General features: G+C 65.8%; 19 protein-coding genes. 18 read left to right on the forward strand and 1 reads right to left on the reverse strand.

Annotated elements, in window-relative coordinates:
• Positions 1 to 7: 7 nt before the first annotated feature.
• Positions 8 to 334: a hypothetical protein gene (locus L810_RS27640; RefSeq protein WP_021161601.1), complete on the forward strand. Its 327-nt coding sequence runs from the start codon at positions 8 to 10 to the stop codon at positions 332 to 334.
• Positions 331 to 990: a hypothetical protein gene (locus tag L810_RS44130; RefSeq protein WP_021161602.1), complete on the forward strand. Its 660-nt coding sequence runs from the start codon at positions 331 to 333 to the stop codon at positions 988 to 990. Before L810_RS27640 ends, L810_RS44130 begins: the two co-directional genes overlap by 4 nt.
• 112 nt (positions 991 to 1,102) lie before the next feature.
• Here L810_RS44130 and L810_RS47570 read toward each other — a convergent pair whose 3' ends face one another.
• Positions 1,103 to 1,285 carry a hypothetical protein gene (locus L810_RS47570; RefSeq protein WP_125333156.1) on the reverse strand — a complete coding sequence of 61 codons (183 nt, stop codon included), beginning with the start codon at positions 1,283 to 1,285 and terminating at the stop codon, positions 1,103 to 1,105.
• Between the two features lie 86 nt (positions 1,286 to 1,371).
• Here L810_RS47570 and L810_RS27650 point away from each other — a divergent pair, with 86 nt between their 5' ends.
• The 16 genes from L810_RS27650 (at position 1,372) to L810_RS27725 (ending at position 14,651) form a co-directional block, all read left to right on the forward strand.
• The gene (locus L810_RS27650) at positions 1,372 to 2,037 is read left to right on the forward strand and encodes a putative metallopeptidase (RefSeq protein WP_042976454.1); all 666 of its coding nucleotides are present in this window, start codon (positions 1,372 to 1,374) and stop codon (positions 2,035 to 2,037) included.
• Positions 2,034 to 2,534: an HNH endonuclease gene (locus tag L810_RS27655; RefSeq protein WP_042976456.1), complete on the forward strand. Its 501-nt coding sequence runs from the start codon at positions 2,034 to 2,036 to the stop codon at positions 2,532 to 2,534. The genes L810_RS27650 and L810_RS27655 overlap by 4 nt, the downstream gene beginning before the upstream one ends.
• 34 nt (positions 2,535 to 2,568) lie before the next feature.
• Positions 2,569 to 3,048, forward strand: coding sequence for a DUF2280 domain-containing protein (locus L810_RS27660; RefSeq protein WP_021161605.1), 480 nt, complete (start codon positions 2,569 to 2,571; stop codon positions 3,046 to 3,048).
• The gene (gene terL / locus L810_RS27665) at positions 2,999 to 4,552 is read left to right on the forward strand and encodes a phage terminase large subunit (protein WP_021161606.1); all 1,554 of its coding nucleotides are present in this window, start codon (positions 2,999 to 3,001) and stop codon (positions 4,550 to 4,552) included. The genes L810_RS27660 and terL overlap by 50 nt, the downstream gene beginning before the upstream one ends.
• Before the next feature lie 21 nt (positions 4,553 to 4,573).
• Positions 4,574 to 6,049 carry a DUF1073 domain-containing protein gene (locus L810_RS27670; RefSeq protein ID WP_042976412.1) on the forward strand — a complete coding sequence of 492 codons (1,476 nt, stop codon included), beginning with the start codon at positions 4,574 to 4,576 and terminating at the stop codon, positions 6,047 to 6,049.
• Positions 6,046 to 6,801, forward strand: coding sequence for a phage head morphogenesis protein (locus L810_RS27675; protein ID WP_042976414.1), 756 nt, complete (start codon positions 6,046 to 6,048; stop codon positions 6,799 to 6,801). Before L810_RS27670 ends, L810_RS27675 begins: the two co-directional genes overlap by 4 nt.
• A gap of 2 nt (positions 6,802 to 6,803) precedes the next feature.
• On the forward strand, positions 6,804 to 6,974 hold the full coding sequence (locus L810_RS49270) for a hypothetical protein (RefSeq protein ID WP_021161607.1): 171 nt from the start codon (positions 6,804 to 6,806) through the stop codon (positions 6,972 to 6,974).
• Positions 6,975 to 7,253: 279 nt separating this feature from the next.
• The gene (locus L810_RS27685; protein WP_257008997.1) at positions 7,254 to 8,576 is read left to right on the forward strand and encodes a DUF2213 domain-containing protein; all 1,323 of its coding nucleotides are present in this window, start codon (positions 7,254 to 7,256) and stop codon (positions 8,574 to 8,576) included.
• A 9-nt stretch (positions 8,577 to 8,585) separates the two neighbouring features.
• Complete coding sequence (locus L810_RS27690) at positions 8,586 to 9,092, forward strand: structural cement protein Gp24 (RefSeq protein WP_021161609.1); 507 nt, start codon at positions 8,586 to 8,588, stop codon at positions 9,090 to 9,092.
• A 71-nt stretch (positions 9,093 to 9,163) separates the two neighbouring features.
• Positions 9,164 to 10,264 carry a DUF2184 domain-containing protein gene (locus tag L810_RS27695; protein WP_021161610.1) on the forward strand — a complete coding sequence of 367 codons (1,101 nt, stop codon included), beginning with the start codon at positions 9,164 to 9,166 and terminating at the stop codon, positions 10,262 to 10,264.
• Position 10,265: 1 nt separating this feature from the next.
• A complete protein-coding gene (locus tag L810_RS27700) occupies positions 10,266 to 10,751 on the forward strand; it encodes an STY1053 family phage-associated protein (protein ID WP_021161611.1) in 486 nt (161 codons plus the stop codon).
• 64 nt (positions 10,752 to 10,815) lie between these two features.
• A complete protein-coding gene (locus L810_RS27705; protein ID WP_021161612.1) occupies positions 10,816 to 11,199 on the forward strand; it encodes a DUF4054 domain-containing protein in 384 nt (127 codons plus the stop codon).
• A 21-nt stretch (positions 11,200 to 11,220) separates the two neighbouring features.
• Positions 11,221 to 11,805, forward strand: a complete 585-nt coding sequence (locus L810_RS27710; RefSeq protein ID WP_021161613.1) for a hypothetical protein — start codon at positions 11,221 to 11,223, stop codon at positions 11,803 to 11,805.
• Positions 11,806 to 11,863: 58 nt separating this feature from the next.
• A complete protein-coding gene (locus L810_RS27715) occupies positions 11,864 to 12,235 on the forward strand; it encodes a hypothetical protein (RefSeq protein ID WP_021161614.1) in 372 nt (123 codons plus the stop codon).
• A 4-nt stretch (positions 12,236 to 12,239) separates the two neighbouring features.
• Entirely contained in the window at positions 12,240 to 12,830 is a 591-nt protein-coding gene (locus L810_RS27720; protein ID WP_021161615.1) for a phage neck terminator protein, read from the forward strand.
• Positions 12,831 to 12,839: 9 nt separating this feature from the next.
• Positions 12,840 to 14,651: a DUF3383 family protein gene (locus tag L810_RS27725; protein WP_021161616.1), complete on the forward strand. Its 1,812-nt coding sequence runs from the start codon at positions 12,840 to 12,842 to the stop codon at positions 14,649 to 14,651.
• Positions 14,652 to 14,654: the final 3 nt, after the last annotated feature.

Genomic DNA, 14,654 nt, shown 5'->3' on the forward strand with positions numbered 1-14,654 from the left:
CGGGGCCTTGAAAGCAAACGGAAAACTCACGATCAACGCCATCATCGCGGCCATGAAGCCCGGTGTTCGGTATTCGGCGCACGACCTCGCACGCCGCATGAAGCATCCCGTTTCGTCGGTGCGCCAGTTGCTCGCGCTCGACGTTGCGCTCGCGCGGCTGGACTGCCATTCGGAGAGTCGCGGGCGGATGTACTCGCTCGCGGGCACGAGCCGCTCGCCGGGCACGCACGTCGATACGCGCATCCGGCCGGACTTCACGAGCAACCTGACGGGTTACATGGCCGAGCTCAATACGCGCCAGGCGCTTGCGATGATGACGCGGGGTGGCCGGTGATCGCCATCTTCGAGAACACGCAGCAGGCGCTGCACGTCAGCTTTCTCGTGACGTCGCTGCCGCCACGCCAGAAGCAGCAGTTCCGCCTGGCGCTGATCCAGATCCTCGAATCGGTCGGCCGTCTGAGCGCACGCCAGGCCGAATTCCTCGACTACCTGTACGGCACCTCGTCGGGCACGATCAACTTCGACGGACTGAGCGGTGACGAAATCCGGGCTCAATGCGCGATGGTCGTGGGCGCGGTGCGCGACCACCTGCTCAAGCCGGAGCGCAACGCGGTGTGGCTGCGATACGCCTGCGGCATGCCGGCGCGGCCGGCGAGTGCGACGCGCGCGGCAGACCCGGGAATCCCGCCGTCGGCGGAGTGGAAGCGGGCACTGGTCGAGATGCGGACGTACCTGCGGCCGTCGCTAACCGTGACGAACGGCAAGGCGATCATGGCGCTGATCGCGGGCCACTCGCAGGTGCGGCTGCGCCAGGATGGGTTGTCGTATCGCGAAATCTCCGAGGAGACGCACGTCACGGTCCGCACGCTCGAGCGGAACGCGCAGATCATCCGGAAGCGGCTCGTCGAGCTGGAGCGCCAGGCCGTGAAGCGGCTGACGCCACTCTTCGAGCGAAACAACGTGACGATCGCGGAGGCCGTTGAGGCGTAAGGGGTACGGCGAAAATTCCCCTTGCAAATGTGGCGGACAGGGTATAGATTTTCGTCAAATTGCAGAGTTGCGACCAAAGCCCGCTGAGCCGACAAGCCAGCGGGCTTTTTCGTTACAGGTTTTCGAGTTCGTTCGTTGCTGTCTTGACCGCTGCGGCAATCAACTTGCCAAGCGCTTCCCCATTTTGCTCGGGTTCTTTCAGCCAAGCGGACGGCGATACCGGAGTGAAAATCCCAGTTTCGAGAACGGCCTTTACGAGTTCAACAGCTCGATTTTTAGCGTCTGCACGTGACATCGAATCAACTCCCGTAGCGTGAGCCGGCGAATTCCGGCACGACGATTCTACGCCGACGGCCTGAACCACCAGAGCCCGTGATAAACATGCCTCGTTCGAAGCGAACAGAAGTTGCCCAGGTGGCGCGTGCGCCGCGGCCTGCGCCGCCTGATGGGCTCTTCGACGGTTCGAACTGGTTTCGCTTTCTCGCGCCGGCCGACGGCGTTTCCGAGTGGGTGAACGAGACGCTCTTGCGCGATGGCGCGCCGCTGCGCAACCCTGATCACGCGCACCTGATCGACGCCGACGTCGCCTACCTCTGGGCGGCCGTCGAGAACGTTCGCCAGATGCGGCGCGTCGTCGGCCAGTGTGAAGAGGTGGCCATCCGCGCAGGCGGCTGGCAGCGCGCACGCCAAGAACAGCAGTACCTCGAATGGTTCGGTCGCGTGCCGGCGTTCCTGATCACGCTCGACGCGCACTACGCGCGCGAGTGCAACGACCTGCAGTGGTGTGCGCTGATCGAGCACGAATTGATGCACATCGCTCAGAAGGCGGATGAGTTCGGCGCCCCAGCCTTCACAAGGGACGGGTTTCCCAAGCTGGGCATCCGGGCACATGACGTTGAAGAGTTCGTAGGGATCGTGGAGAGATACGGCGTCGGCGATCGCGACGGACCTATCGCCAAGATGGTCAGAGCCGCGAACGCTGGCCCGACGATTTCGTCGGTATCGATCGCGCGCGCATGCGGGACATGTATGTTGAGGTCGGCATGAACGAAGAGCAGTGGCGTGTCATCGCGCAGTGGCCGAACTATGCGATCAGCGATCACGGGCGGATCAAGCGGCTCACGAACAGGAACAGTGGTATCGCCGGCCGAGTGCTCGCGACTTTCCTGGTTTGCGGCTACCCGTCGGTGAATCTATCTCGTCCTGGAAAGCGCCAGTCGGTTCGTATTCATCGGATCGTCGCCGAAGCGTTCCTCGAGCGGCCGGCCGGCGCGTCGGAGGTGAATCACATCGATGCCGACCGTGCCAACAACCACATCTCGAACCTGGAGTGGGTAACCGCGAGTGGCAATCGGCTTCACGCGTACCGAGCCGGCGGCCTTTCGGCTGTCGGCGAGCAGAACGGGTACTCGAAGCTGACCGAGTGCGCGGTGCGTGAGATCCGCCAGCTCGATCGCAGCGAAATCGGGCTGGCGCAGAAATTCGACGTCTCCATCCGTACTATCCGCGATGTCCGAGCGCGTCGCACTTGGACGCACATCTGACCCGCCGCATAGCCCTCTCTGAACTTCTCCCGCTATGGCAGCACTTCCCGACGCGATCAAGGTGTTCATCGTGCAGTCGCTGGCGTGCTTCGACACGATCTCGCGCACCGCGAAGGCCGTGCGGGACGAGTTCGGCGTCGAGGTGTCGCCGCAGCAGTGTGAGCGCTACGATCCGACGAAGCGGGCCGGCGCGACGCTCAGCAAGAAATACCGCGAGATCTTCGAGCGCACGCGCGAGGAGTTCCTCAACGACACATCGCGCATCGGCGTGTCGCACCGTGCCGTGCGCTTGCGCGCGCTCGACCGTGCCGTCGCGGAAGCGGAGCGACGCAACAACTTGCCGCTGATGGCGCAGCTGCTCGAACAGGCAGCCAAGGAATCAGGGGACGCATTCACGAACAAGCACCGGCTCGAACACACCGGTAAGGACGGCGCCCCAATCGATCAGAGGACGGTCGTCGTCGATGAAAAGCAGGTCGCAGACGCCGTCGCCAAGCTCGAAGACGAGTATTGACCCCGCCATCGAGCGGGCCGTCCTGAAGGCGAAGTGCGAGCGGGATCACCTGTTTTTCAGCCGGTACTTCTTCAAGCACCGCCAGGCGATCAAGTTCCGCGTCAACTGGCACCACGTGCTGATCGCCGACACGGTGCAGCGCGTGATCGATGGCACGCTGAAGAACGTCGTCATCAACGTGCCGCCGGGCTCGTCGAAGACTGAGCTGGTCGCGATCAACCTGATCGCGCGCGGCCTCGCGCTGAACCCGCGCGCGCGGTTCCTGCACATCAGCTACTCGGACGACCTCGCGCTGTTGAATAGCGAGACGGCGCGCGACATCGTCGCATCCGATGAGTACCAGGCGCTCTGGCCGCTGAAGGTGGCAGACGACGCGAAGTCGAAGAAGCGCTGGAACGTGCTCGTGGACGGGAAGAAGGCCGGCGGCGTGTACGCGGTTTCGCTCGGTGGGCAGATCACTGGCTTCCGAGCCGGGCACATGGCCGAGGGCTGGCAGGGCGCGATCATCATCGACGACCCGCTAAAGGTCGAGGACGCATACAGCAAGACGAACCGGGACAAAGCCAACCGCAAGCTGCAGTCGACCGTGAAGAGCCGGAAGGCGAATCCGGACACGCCGATCATCGTGATCATGCAGCGGCTCGCGGAGGAAGACCCGACGGGCTTCATCAAGGCGCGCAAGCTGCCGGGCGAGTGGGAGTTCATCGAGATCCCGGCGCTGATTACGGACGAGTACGTAGCGAAGCTGCCCGCGCACATCCGCGACCGCGTCGAACGCGAAGAGCGCGACGCGGACGGCAGGTACAGCTACTGGCCGTACAAGGAACCGCTGCACGAGCTGCTCGCGTCCGAGAAGGCCGACGCGTACGTGTTCAACGGCCAGTACATGCAGCGGCCGTCGCCGCTGGGCGGCGGCATCATCCAGAGCGGCAAGTTCCTGCGCTACGGCGCGCTGCCGCAGCTCCAGTACCGGAAGATCTTCGCGGACACCGCGCAGAAGACCGCCGAGCGCAACGACTACAGCGTGTTCGAGTGCTGGGGTCTGGGGTACGACAACCGTCTTTATCTGATCGACCTGATCCGCGGAAAGTGGAAGGCGCCGGAGCTGAAGCAGCGAGCGATCGACTTCTGGAACAAGCACAACGCGATCGGCGCCGGCGACCCGGGCGCGCCGGTGCTGCGCCAGATGAAGGTCGAGGACAAGTCCAGCGGTACCGGGCTGATCCAGGACATTCAGGCCGCGGGCGGAATCCCGATCGAGGGTATCGAGCGCGTGAAGGACAAGCTGACGCGCGTCATGGATGTCGTGAGCCATATCGATTCCGGCAACGTCGCAATCCCGTCCGAGGCCGACTGGGTGAGCGACTTCGTCGCCGAGTGTGACTCGTTCACCGCGGACGACACGCACATGCACGACGACCAGATCGACCCCATGGTCGATGCCATCAACGACATGCTGGGAGTTGCTCGGGACCTGTCGGTCTGGGAGCGGCTCGCCGGCTGAGCACCACCGGACCAACCCAGAATGTCGCGAAAGAAACCGCAGACCCGGCCGTCGACGCCGACAACCGGCGCGGCGGCCGTAGGCATGCGCACGGCCGACTCGTTCGCCAACTTCCAGGCACGGCTCGGTTGGGGCGCCGACAACCAGTCGTCGGCCTCGCAGTACACGCTCACGTACCAGAGCCGCAACCGGATCTGGCTCGAGGCGGCATACCGTGGCTCGTGGATCGTGCGCGCGGCCGTCGATGCGATCCCGGAAGACATGACCCGCAAGGGCATTGAGATGTCCGGGCTCGACCCAACCGACGTCACGAAGATCGAGACGGCGATGACGCGCCTCGCGATCTGGGACCAGCTCTGCGACACCGGGAAGTGGGCCCAGCTGTACGGCGGCGCGATCGCGGTGATGCTGATCGACGGCCAGGACATGTCGACACCGCTGCGCGTCGAGACAATCGGAAGGGGGCAGTTCAAGGGGCTGCTGGTGCTCGATCGCTGGATGGTGGCGCCGCCGGTCGGCGAGACGGTGACCGAGTTCGGGCCGCATCTGGGCATGCCGAAGTTCTACGACGTGTTGCCGTCGGCTATCGGGCTGCCGCAGGGCCGCATCCATTACTCGCGGGTCATCCGGCTGGATGGCGAAGCGCTGCCGTTCTACCAGCGTATCAGCGAAAACGGATGGGGCCTGTCGATCCTTGAGCCGATGTGGGATCGACTGATTGCGTTCGACAGCGCGACCGTCGGCATTGGCCAGCTCGTCTACAAGGCTCACCTGCGCACGCTGAGCGTGAAGGACTTGCGCCAGATCATCGCGCAGGGCGGCCCGGCGCTCGCCGGGCTGATGAAGCAGGTCGAGATGATCCGCTTCGCGCAGACGAACGAGGGCCTCACGCTGGTCGACGGCGAGGATACGTTCCAGACGCATCAGTTCTCGTTCAGTGGGCTGCCGGACGTGCTGCTGCAGTTCGCGATGCAGCTCAGCGGCGCGACTGGCATTCCGCTCGACCGCCTGTTCGGGCAGCAGCCGGCCGGCCTGAGCGATACCGGCGAGGGATCACGTCAGCTGTACCACGAGAAGGTGCACGCGCGGCAGGAGCGGAAGTTTCGGAACCCGCTGCACGTGCTGATCGACGTGGTGAGCCGTTCGACGGTCGGTCAGCAGTTGCCGGAGGACTTCGGCTACGAGTTCCGACCGCTGCAGGAGATGACCGCCGCCGAGAAGGCTGAGATCGGCAACAAGACGGTCGACTCGGTCACGAAGGCAGTCGACGCCGACCTGATCACGCGCAGCCAAGGCATGCGCGAGCTGAAGGCGTCCTCGCCGGACACGGGCATGTTCGGCGACATTTCCGACGAGTCGATCGAACAGGCCGAGGCTGACGAGCAGTTGCCCGAGCCACCGGCGATCGAAACGTCGCTGCCTGGTGGCGGGGCGCTGCCGTCGCCGGCGGCACGCACCGGTGATTCGCTGATTCGCCGCCTGTTCCGACGCTCATGATCCTCACCCTCGACCGCAAGCGTGACCGGAAGAAAAACCCGGTCCGGCTGACCGTGCCCGAGCAGCAGTACGGCACGCAGCTGCGCAAGATCGCTGATCAGGTCGGCGTCCTGGTGAAAGGCTTCCCGCCGGGGGACGCATCGTTCGCACCGACGATCGAGGAACTGCTGCGCCGCTATGCGGACGCGCTTGCGCCGTGGGCCGAGTCGACGGCGGCTCGCATGTTGGCCGACCTGAGCCGGCGCGATGAGCAGGCGTGGATGCAGCGCGCGGCCGACATGTCGCGCGCGCTGCGCGACGAGATCCGGAACGCGCCGACCGGCGAGACGCTTCGCCAGCTCATGACCGAGCAGGTGACGCTGATCACGTCGATTCCGCGCGAGGCCGCGGACCGCGTGCACAAGCTGACGCTGGAAGGCTTGGTCGACAGTACCCGCTCGAGCGAGATCGCGAAGATGATCGCCGCTTCGGGCGAGGTCGCAGCCAGCCGCGCCACGATGATCGCGCGTACCGAGGTGTCGCGCGCGTCTACGGTGCTGACCGAGGCGCGGGCGCGCGGCATCGGCGGCACGCACTACATCTGGCGCACCAGCGGCGACGGCGCCGTGCGGCCCGGCCATCGCGAGATGGAAGGGAAGGTCTGTTCCTGGGACGAGCCGCCGGAGGTCGAGGAGAACGGCGTCTACATGCGGTTCCACCCGGGCTGCATCTGGAATTGCCGCTGCTGGGCCGAACCGATCATCGGGGATTGACCATGCCGAAGATGCACCTGACCGCGCTGGGTTCGCTGCTGTTCGAATGCCCGTGCGGGGATCTGCACGTCATCTATCCGGTCGGCTGCGCGGCGCAGCATCCGGCTCGGTGGCAGTGGAACGGTAGCCTCCGACGCGCCGACGTTTTCCCCGTCGCTGCGCGTCTCGTATGACCTGCCCTGTGGCGCTGAACACGTCTGCCACTCGTTCATCACCGACGGGCGCATCCAGTTCTGTGCGGACAGCACGCACCCGCTCGCAGGCCAAACCGCTGACATCCCCGATTGGGTCGATTGACCCGCCAGAGACCGATGAAACTCTTCCGATTTCGAACGGCCGACCACGCGTGCACGTGTGGCGGCACGCACGCGGCACCGGCGCGCGCTCGCACCCGTGACGGCGTGACCGCGTCGGGGATGTACACGACCGAGCAGATCGGCGAGCGACAGTCGATGACGCCCGAAGGCTTCCTTCTCTGCGAGGGCGTGCCTATCGCGCGGATCGGCTCGCAGGACTACGTGTACAGCGAGCTCCCCGAGCTGGAGGCGAAGGACGGAATCATCGTCGCCGAGCGAACCGCCGATGTCCTGTTCAGTCCGGAGACGCTCGCGAGTTTCGAGGGCAAGCCCGTCACGATCAACCATCCGCCGGATTTCGTGACGCCGGCCAATTACATGTCGGTCGCGCGTGGAACCGTGCGAAACGTGCGCCGCGGCGAGGGTGAGCAGGCCGACCTGATGCTGGCCGACCTGCTGATCACCGATGCCGAGGCGATTCGCCGCGTACAGTCGAAAGACCTGACGGAAGTCAGCAACGGCTACGACGCCGACTACGAGCAAATTGCGCCGGGGCGGGCGCGACAGGTGACGATCGTGGGCAACCACGTCGCACTCGTGAAGAACGCCCGCTGTGGCCCGGTCTGTTCGATCGGGGATAGCAGTTCCAACCTACTCCCGACAGGAGATTCCAGCATGGCAACGAAGAAGAAGCCCGCGCAGTCGACGCTCATGGAGAAGCTGCGCAAGGCGTTCATGACGCGCGATTCCGACGCGTTCGAGCAGGTCGCTGGCGAGATGACCGGCGACGAGGGCGAGGAGCCCGGCGACGGCCAGCCGCAGATCCACATCCACATGCCCGGCACTGCCGAGGCGAAACCGGCCGTCGCCGCTACCGGCGATGACGACCCGGCGGGTACCGGCGGCGCGGGCGCGCTGCAGCAAGTACTCGACGCGATCAAAGCGGTGGACGGCAAGGTCGACGCGGTGGTCGCGCGCGTGGCGAAGCTCGAAGCTGGTGGCACGGTGACGGGCGATGAAGACCCCGACGACGACCCGGAAGACGATCCGACGCTCGACAGCGATCCGAACGGCGATCCCGATCCGAAGGGCGCCAAAACTGGCGACAGCAAGGATCTGGCCGACGAGTTCAAGCAAGCGCTGTCCCTCGCCGAAATCCTCGCGCCCGGCGTGCGCCTGCCGACGTTCGACGCGAAGGCGGTCCGCAAGAAGACGACCGATTCGCTCTGCGTGCTGCGCCGGCGCGCGCTGCGCGCGGCGCTCGACAACGAGAACGCCGAGACGGTGAAGTCGGTGCTCGGCGGCGTGGATCCCTCGGGATTGCCGTGCGCCGTCGTGGCCGGCTATTTCAACGCGGCGGCCGCGCTCGTGCGCAGCAAGAACTCGGGCATCACGACCCAACGGACCGGCGACGCAAATCAGCCGGAGAAAAAGGACATCAACCAGATTCACGCCGAATTCTGGGCGACCCACAAGTAAGGAGCCGACATGCCCTCGTTGCAAGCCTATACCTTCCGCATGCCGGCTGGCTTTGCCGGTGACCTCCAGCGCGCCGAAGTCGCGACGATCGAGCCGCAGCAGATCGACCCGGCAGCACCCCCGACGGTGTTCGGCGTGGCCGTAAAACTCGTCAACGGCAAGATCCAGCCGATCAACAACGCGGCCGACACCGCGGCGCTGGTCTACGGTGTGAACCTTCGCCCGTACCCGATCCAGGGCAACGGCACCGATCCGCTCGGCACTTCGACGCCGCCGACCAGCGGCGTGACCGACGTGCTCAAGCGCGGCTACGTGAACGTCGCGCTCGGCGGTACGACTGCAGCCACGAAAGGCGGCACGGTCTACGTGCGCGTCGCGGCGGCCGCTGCCGGCAAGCCCCTCGGTGGTTTCGAGGCGGCGGCCGACGGCACGAACACCGTCGCGATGCCCGCGAGCTGGTACTTCACCGGCCCCGGCGACACCTACGGCATCACCGAGATCGCCGTCAACATCTGATCCCCGGCGCTGACACAGCGCTTCACCTGAGCCCCGCTGACGCGGGGCTTTTGCATTTCTGGAGCCATTGAATGGACATGTCCGAACTGAAGCACCTGCGCCGGGCCGGGGCGCCGCTCTTGGCGGCCCCGATGTCGGCGGCCGTAGCAGACGCGACGCGCCGGTTGATTCGCGCGCGCACCGCCGACGGCATGATGACCTACGACCAGCAGACGATCGACTCGACCGGCGCGTTCCTGGTCGGTCAACTCGAACGTCTGGACCAGACGCTGAACGAGCCGCTCGTCGAATACACCTGGTCGCGCGACGTCTACATCCGCTCGGACGTCTCGGCGGCGGACGAAATCGCGTCGTTCACGAACTCGGCGTACGGGATGAGCGGGGGTATCAACCCGAACGGCCTGAACTGGATCTCGAACGAAGGCAACGCCCTGCCGGGCCCGTCGGTCGATATCGGCAAGACGCCGCAGCCGATGCGCCTCTGGGGTGCCGAAGTTAAGTACACGGTGCCCGAGCTGGTCAAGTCGCAAAAGCTGGGCACGCCGATCGACGGCCAGAAAGTCGACGCCATGAACCTCAAGCGGAACATGGACATCGACCAGATCGTGTATTTCGGCGATCCGCAGCTCGGCTTCACGGGGCTGGTGAACTCGAACGGCGCGGTCGCGAGCGTGACGAACGTTCCGAATGGCGCGAAGGGCACGCCGCAGTGGACGACGAAGACGCCGGACGAAATCCTCGCCGACGTCAATGAGATCCTCACGTCGGCATGGCAGGCGTCCGGCTGGAAGGTCAAGCCGAATCGGCTCATGCTGCCGCCGGCTCAGCTCGGATGGGTCGCGTCGCAGGTCATCAGCTCGGCCGGCAACAAGTCGATCCTGACCTACCTGCTCGAGAACAACATCTGCACGCAGCAGGGCGTGAAGCTCGAGATTCTGCCGCTGAAGTGGCTGATCGGCGCCGGCGTCGGTGGCACGCCGGGCACGCTCGGCACGGTGGACCGGATGGTCGCGTACAACAGCGACAAGAAGTACGTCCAGTACCCGATGACCGACCTGCAACGCACGCCGCTGGAATACCGCTCGCTGTTCCAGATCACGACCTACTGGTCGCGCCTGGGCCAGATCGAGTGGCGCTACGGCGTGACGGCGGCTTACCGGGACGGGATCTGACATGCCGAAACTCTACGTCCATACGGCGTTCACGCTGCGGCACGACGACGGCGCGCTGGAGCATTTCCCGGCCGGCGAGCGCGATTTCCCGGAACTCGTTGCTGCGCACTGGTACGTGAAGCACCACACGCGCGAGCCGGGCGACGCGACGCCGGCGGCGGCCGTCGCGCCGGCCGACGGAGCAGAACTCGCCGCGGCGCGCGCGGCACTGGAAGCGCAGGCCGCGCAACTGGCGTCCGCGCGCGAAGATGCCTCGAAAGAGGCTGCTCGCCTCGCCGAGCTGCGTGTCGAGCTCGAGACGTTTGGCAAGGATCTCGACGCGCGCGCTGGCGAGCTCGACGGGCGCGAGGCGGCGATCGGTGCACGTGAGCAGGAGCACGCTGCTGCCGCCCGGGAACATGCCGAGCGCGTCGCGGCTTTCGAAGCCGCACAGAAGGCGTCCCAGTCGGACGCCGGCAGTCAGCGCGGGAACGGGAAGAAGGCATAATTGCCTGCCGGCGGCGCGCCGCAAATCGGCGGCCGCCGGCCCCGCTCAATCGAATAGGTGACCAGTGGACATCGCCCAGTTTCGCCAGACGTTCCCTGAATTCGCGAACACGACGCTTTACCCGGATCCTGTCGTCCAGATCTGGTTGACTGTCGCGGTGTCGCTCGTGAATCCGTTGCGGTGGATGGAGCTGACCGACATCGGCATCGGCTTGGTCACCGCGCACCATCTCGCGATCGGGATGCGCGACCAGAATACGGCAGCAGTAGGGGGCGTCCCCGGTCAGGTTACCGGCCCACAGACGTCCAAGTCCGTCGACAAGGTCAGCGCCAGCCAGGACACCAGCGCCGTAACGTTCGACGATGCCGGATTCTGGAACAGCACGATGTACGGCGTTCGCTATTACACCCTTGCGCGATCGATGGGCGCAGGTGGATTGCAGATCTAGGGCAAGACGGTCGAGGTCGCCATGGTCGTGAAGATGACGAAGGACAACCTCGACGCGGTACTCAAGTCGATCAGCTCGCTCGTCCAGCAACAAGTGCTGGTTGGCGTGCCCGACAGCACCGCCGGCCGCAAGGATGAAGGCGAGCCGATCAGCAACGCGGAAATCGGCTACATCATGGAGACCGGCTCGCCGGCGAACAACGTGCCGGCGCGGCCGCATCTCGTGCCGGGCGTCGAACACGTGCTGCCGGCCGTGACCGCGCAGTTGCAGCACGGCGTCGGCGCGGCGCTCGACGGCAAGATCGAGAAGGTCGAGCAGCGGCTTCACTCTGCCGGCACGTTGGCCGTGTCGTCGGTCCGGCTGACGATCAGGAACAACATCCCGCCGCCGCTGGCGCCGTCGACCGTCGCGAACCGCTACCGGCAGCGCCGCACGAAGGGGCCGCGAAAGGCCGAGAAGGACTATGCCGCGCTGATCGACGCCGGCGCGCAGGCGGCAGGCATGAGCCTGACCGAGATCCAGTCGGCGGCCGGCATCATCCCGCTGATCAACACCGGCGAGTATCTGAAGTCGATCACCTACGTGGTGCGGCGCCGGAAGAAGTAACTCAACACCTCAGACCTGATGGGCCGCCGCGTGCGGCCCTTTTGCATTGGAGTCGCGCATGGCGTTCCTCGACGTAACCGACGTCCTGCTCGATCCGGATTTCATGGACATGGGCCTGATCTGCAATCGCATGACGCAGACGGTTGATGGCCACGGCCGCGCGCAGAACACCGCGGCGTCGACGCAGTTCGCCGCTGTCGTGACGAGCGACAAGGGCGACATCCTGCACCGCAACGCGGACGGCAGCCGAATCATCGGCTCGATCACGCTGCACACGATGTTCCGGCTGATGGACGGCAGCGCTGGTTACGACGCCGACGAAGTCGTGTGGTCGGGCCGTACTTACACCGTCGTCAACGTGAATGACTACTCGCACTTCGGCCGCGGCTTCGTCTGCGCGACGTGCGACCTGAAACCGCTTTCCGGATGACCCCATGAACGACAGCTCGACCGGCGGATACCTGGCGCCAGCCGTCGATACGCCGCCGGATGAGGACGATGCCCTAGACGACCTGGTGCACGACCTGGTCGCGGGCGTCACGGCGCTCCCTCCTGACCTCGTGCGGCCGCGCTGGCAGCCGGTCGTCGCGAAGCAGCCCGAGCCGGGCGTCAACTGGTGCGCGTTCGGGATCCAGACCCAGACGCCGGACGCGAGCCCCGCGATCGTGCACAACGGCGCGAACGAAGGCAGCGACACATACATCCGCCACCAGGATCTCGAAGTGCTCTGCACGTTCTACGGGCCGGCGGCCAAGGGCTATGCGCAGCGGCTCGCCGACGGTCTGGCGCTCCCGCAGAACCGCGAGCAGCTCCAGCTGCTCGACATGGCGTTCGTGAACGTCTCCGAGATTCGCGCGGCGCCGGACCTGGTCAACCAGCAATGGGTGAGGCGGTACGACATGACCGTGAAGCTGCGCCGCAAGGTCTCGCGCACGTACGCGGTCCTGAACCTGAAGTCAGTGCAGGCGTCGACGACGACAGACGCGTCGCCGCCGGTCACATCCACCATAAACGTCAACCTGTAGGGGATCAGCATGTCCAACGGACTGCCGGTATCGCGCCGCATCAACGTGACGCTCAGCCTCGCGGCGCTTGCGGCGCAGGGCGCGAACCTGAACACCGCGCTCATTCTGGGCGCATCGACGGTGATCGACACGAACGAGCGGATGCGCCCGTATGCCGGGATCACCGACGTGGCGGCCGACTACGGCACCGCGGCCCCGGAATATCTCGCTGCCGCGCTGTACTTCGGCCAGACGCCGAAGCCGCAGAGCGTGTGCATCGGCCGCTGGGCAAAGACGGCGACGTCGGGCTCGCTGCGTGGCGGCGTGCTGTCGGCGGCGCAGCAGGCGCTCGCGCAGTGGCAGGCGATCACGAACGGCGCGTTCAACATCACGATCGACGGCACCGCGCGCAATGTATCCGCGCTGAATTTCTCGGGGGCATCGAACCTGAACGGGGTGGCATCGATCGTGCAGGCGGCGATCGCCTCGTATGCGACGGTCGTGTGGACCGGCAGCCAGTTCCAGGTGACGAGCAAGTCGAGCGGGATCGGCGCGGCCGCGAGCGGCACGATCACGCTGACGGCGAACCCCGCCGCGAACGATACGGTCACCATCAACGGCACCGCCGTGACGTTCGTCTCTGCCGCGCCGGCCGGCAGCCAGGTGCTGATCGGCGCCAGCGCGGCGGCCACGGCGGCCAACCTGCAGGCGTTCCTCGCCGCTTCGACGGACGCCAACCTGTCGCAGTGCAGCTACGCGACGATCGGCTCTGTCACGACGGTGACGGCGATCGCGGCGGGCAACGCCGGCAACGCGATCACGCTCGCGAAGTCGAGCAGCGCCATCACGCTTTCGGGCGCCACGCTCGCCGGCGGCGTCGCTGCGTCCACGGTCAGCTACGCGACTGCGCCCGGCTCCGGTACTGACGTTTCGGCGATGCTTGGCCTGACGAGCGCGCTCGCGTCGGCACCGGTGAACGGGATCGCGGCCGAGCAGCCGACGGCCGCGGTCGCGATCTTCCTCGACCGCTTCGCGAACCAGTTCCTCGGTCTCGAAATCGCTGACACGGCGGTGACGGACGATCAACACGTCGCGGTTGCGGCGATGGTCGAGGCCGACCAGGCGCACATCTACGGGATCACGACCCAGAATCCTCAGGCGCTGGACTCGACCGTGACGACCGACCTGGCGAGCCGTCTCAAGGCGCTCGGCTACCAGTACTCGGTGATCCAGTACTCGAGCGCGAGCCCGTACGCAATCAGCTCGTTCCTTGGTCGTCTGCTGACCGTCGATTTCAACGGCAACAGCACGACGATCACGATGGACTACAAGCAGGAGCCTGGCATCGTCGCCGAAACGCTGTCGACGTCGCAGGCCAACGCGCTGCAGGCGAAGAACTGCAACGTCTTCGCGGCGTACCAGAACAACACGGCGATCGTGCAGTACGGCGTCACGCCGAGCGGCATCTTCGTCGACTCGATCTACAACGCGATCTGGTTCAAGAACGCGGTCCAGACCGAGGTCTACAACCTGCAGTACCAGAGCCCGACGAAGATCCCGCAGACGGACGCTGGCAACGCGCTGATCGCTGGCGCGATCTCGTCGGTGTGCGACCAGGCCGTGACGAACGGCTATCTCGCGCCGGGCGTCTGGAACTCGGCCGGCTTCGGCGCGATCGTGCAGGGGCAGACGCTGTCGAAAGGCTACTACGTGTACGCACCGCCGATCTCGTCGCAATCGCAGGCGGATCGCGAGGCACGCAAGTCCGTTTCGTTTCAGGTCGCGGCGAAGGAGGCGGGCGCGATCGGCGACGTCGACATCGCGCTCACCGTCAACCGGTAAAGG

Source organism: Burkholderia sp. AU4i (assembly GCF_000466765.1).
Classification (GTDB): Bacteria; Pseudomonadota; Gammaproteobacteria; order Burkholderiales; family Burkholderiaceae; genus Burkholderia; species Burkholderia cepacia.

Coding starts and splice junctions, on each gene's coding strand:
- L810_RS27675 (WP_042976414.1), top strand. CDS start 6,046: ATGATCCTCACCCTCGACCGCAAGCGTGACCGGAAGAAAAACCCGGTC.
- L810_RS47570 (WP_125333156.1), bottom strand. CDS start 1,285: ATGTCACGTGCAGACGCTAAAAATCGAGCTGTTGAACTCGTAAAGGCC.
- L810_RS27725 (WP_021161616.1), top strand. CDS start 12,840: ATGTCCAACGGACTGCCGGTATCGCGCCGCATCAACGTGACGCTCAGC.
- L810_RS27690 (WP_021161609.1), top strand. CDS start 8,586: ATGCCCTCGTTGCAAGCCTATACCTTCCGCATGCCGGCTGGCTTTGCC.
- L810_RS27720 (WP_021161615.1), top strand. CDS start 12,240: ATGAACGACAGCTCGACCGGCGGATACCTGGCGCCAGCCGTCGATACG.
- L810_RS27715 (WP_021161614.1), top strand. CDS start 11,864: ATGGCGTTCCTCGACGTAACCGACGTCCTGCTCGATCCGGATTTCATG.
- L810_RS27670 (WP_042976412.1), top strand. CDS start 4,574: ATGTCGCGAAAGAAACCGCAGACCCGGCCGTCGACGCCGACAACCGGC.
- terL (WP_021161606.1), top strand. CDS start 2,999: ATGAAAAGCAGGTCGCAGACGCCGTCGCCAAGCTCGAAGACGAGTATT.
- L810_RS27685 (WP_257008997.1), top strand. CDS start 7,254: ATGACGCCCGAAGGCTTCCTTCTCTGCGAGGGCGTGCCTATCGCGCGG.
- L810_RS27710 (WP_021161613.1), top strand. CDS start 11,221: ATGGTCGTGAAGATGACGAAGGACAACCTCGACGCGGTACTCAAGTCG.
- L810_RS27695 (WP_021161610.1), top strand. CDS start 9,164: ATGGACATGTCCGAACTGAAGCACCTGCGCCGGGCCGGGGCGCCGCTC.
- L810_RS27650 (WP_042976454.1), top strand. CDS start 1,372: ATGCCTCGTTCGAAGCGAACAGAAGTTGCCCAGGTGGCGCGTGCGCCG.
- L810_RS27660 (WP_021161605.1), top strand. CDS start 2,569: ATGGCAGCACTTCCCGACGCGATCAAGGTGTTCATCGTGCAGTCGCTG.
- L810_RS27655 (WP_042976456.1), top strand. CDS start 2,034: ATGAACGAAGAGCAGTGGCGTGTCATCGCGCAGTGGCCGAACTATGCG.
- L810_RS27700 (WP_021161611.1), top strand. CDS start 10,266: ATGCCGAAACTCTACGTCCATACGGCGTTCACGCTGCGGCACGACGAC.
- L810_RS49270 (WP_021161607.1), top strand. CDS start 6,804: ATGCCGAAGATGCACCTGACCGCGCTGGGTTCGCTGCTGTTCGAATGC.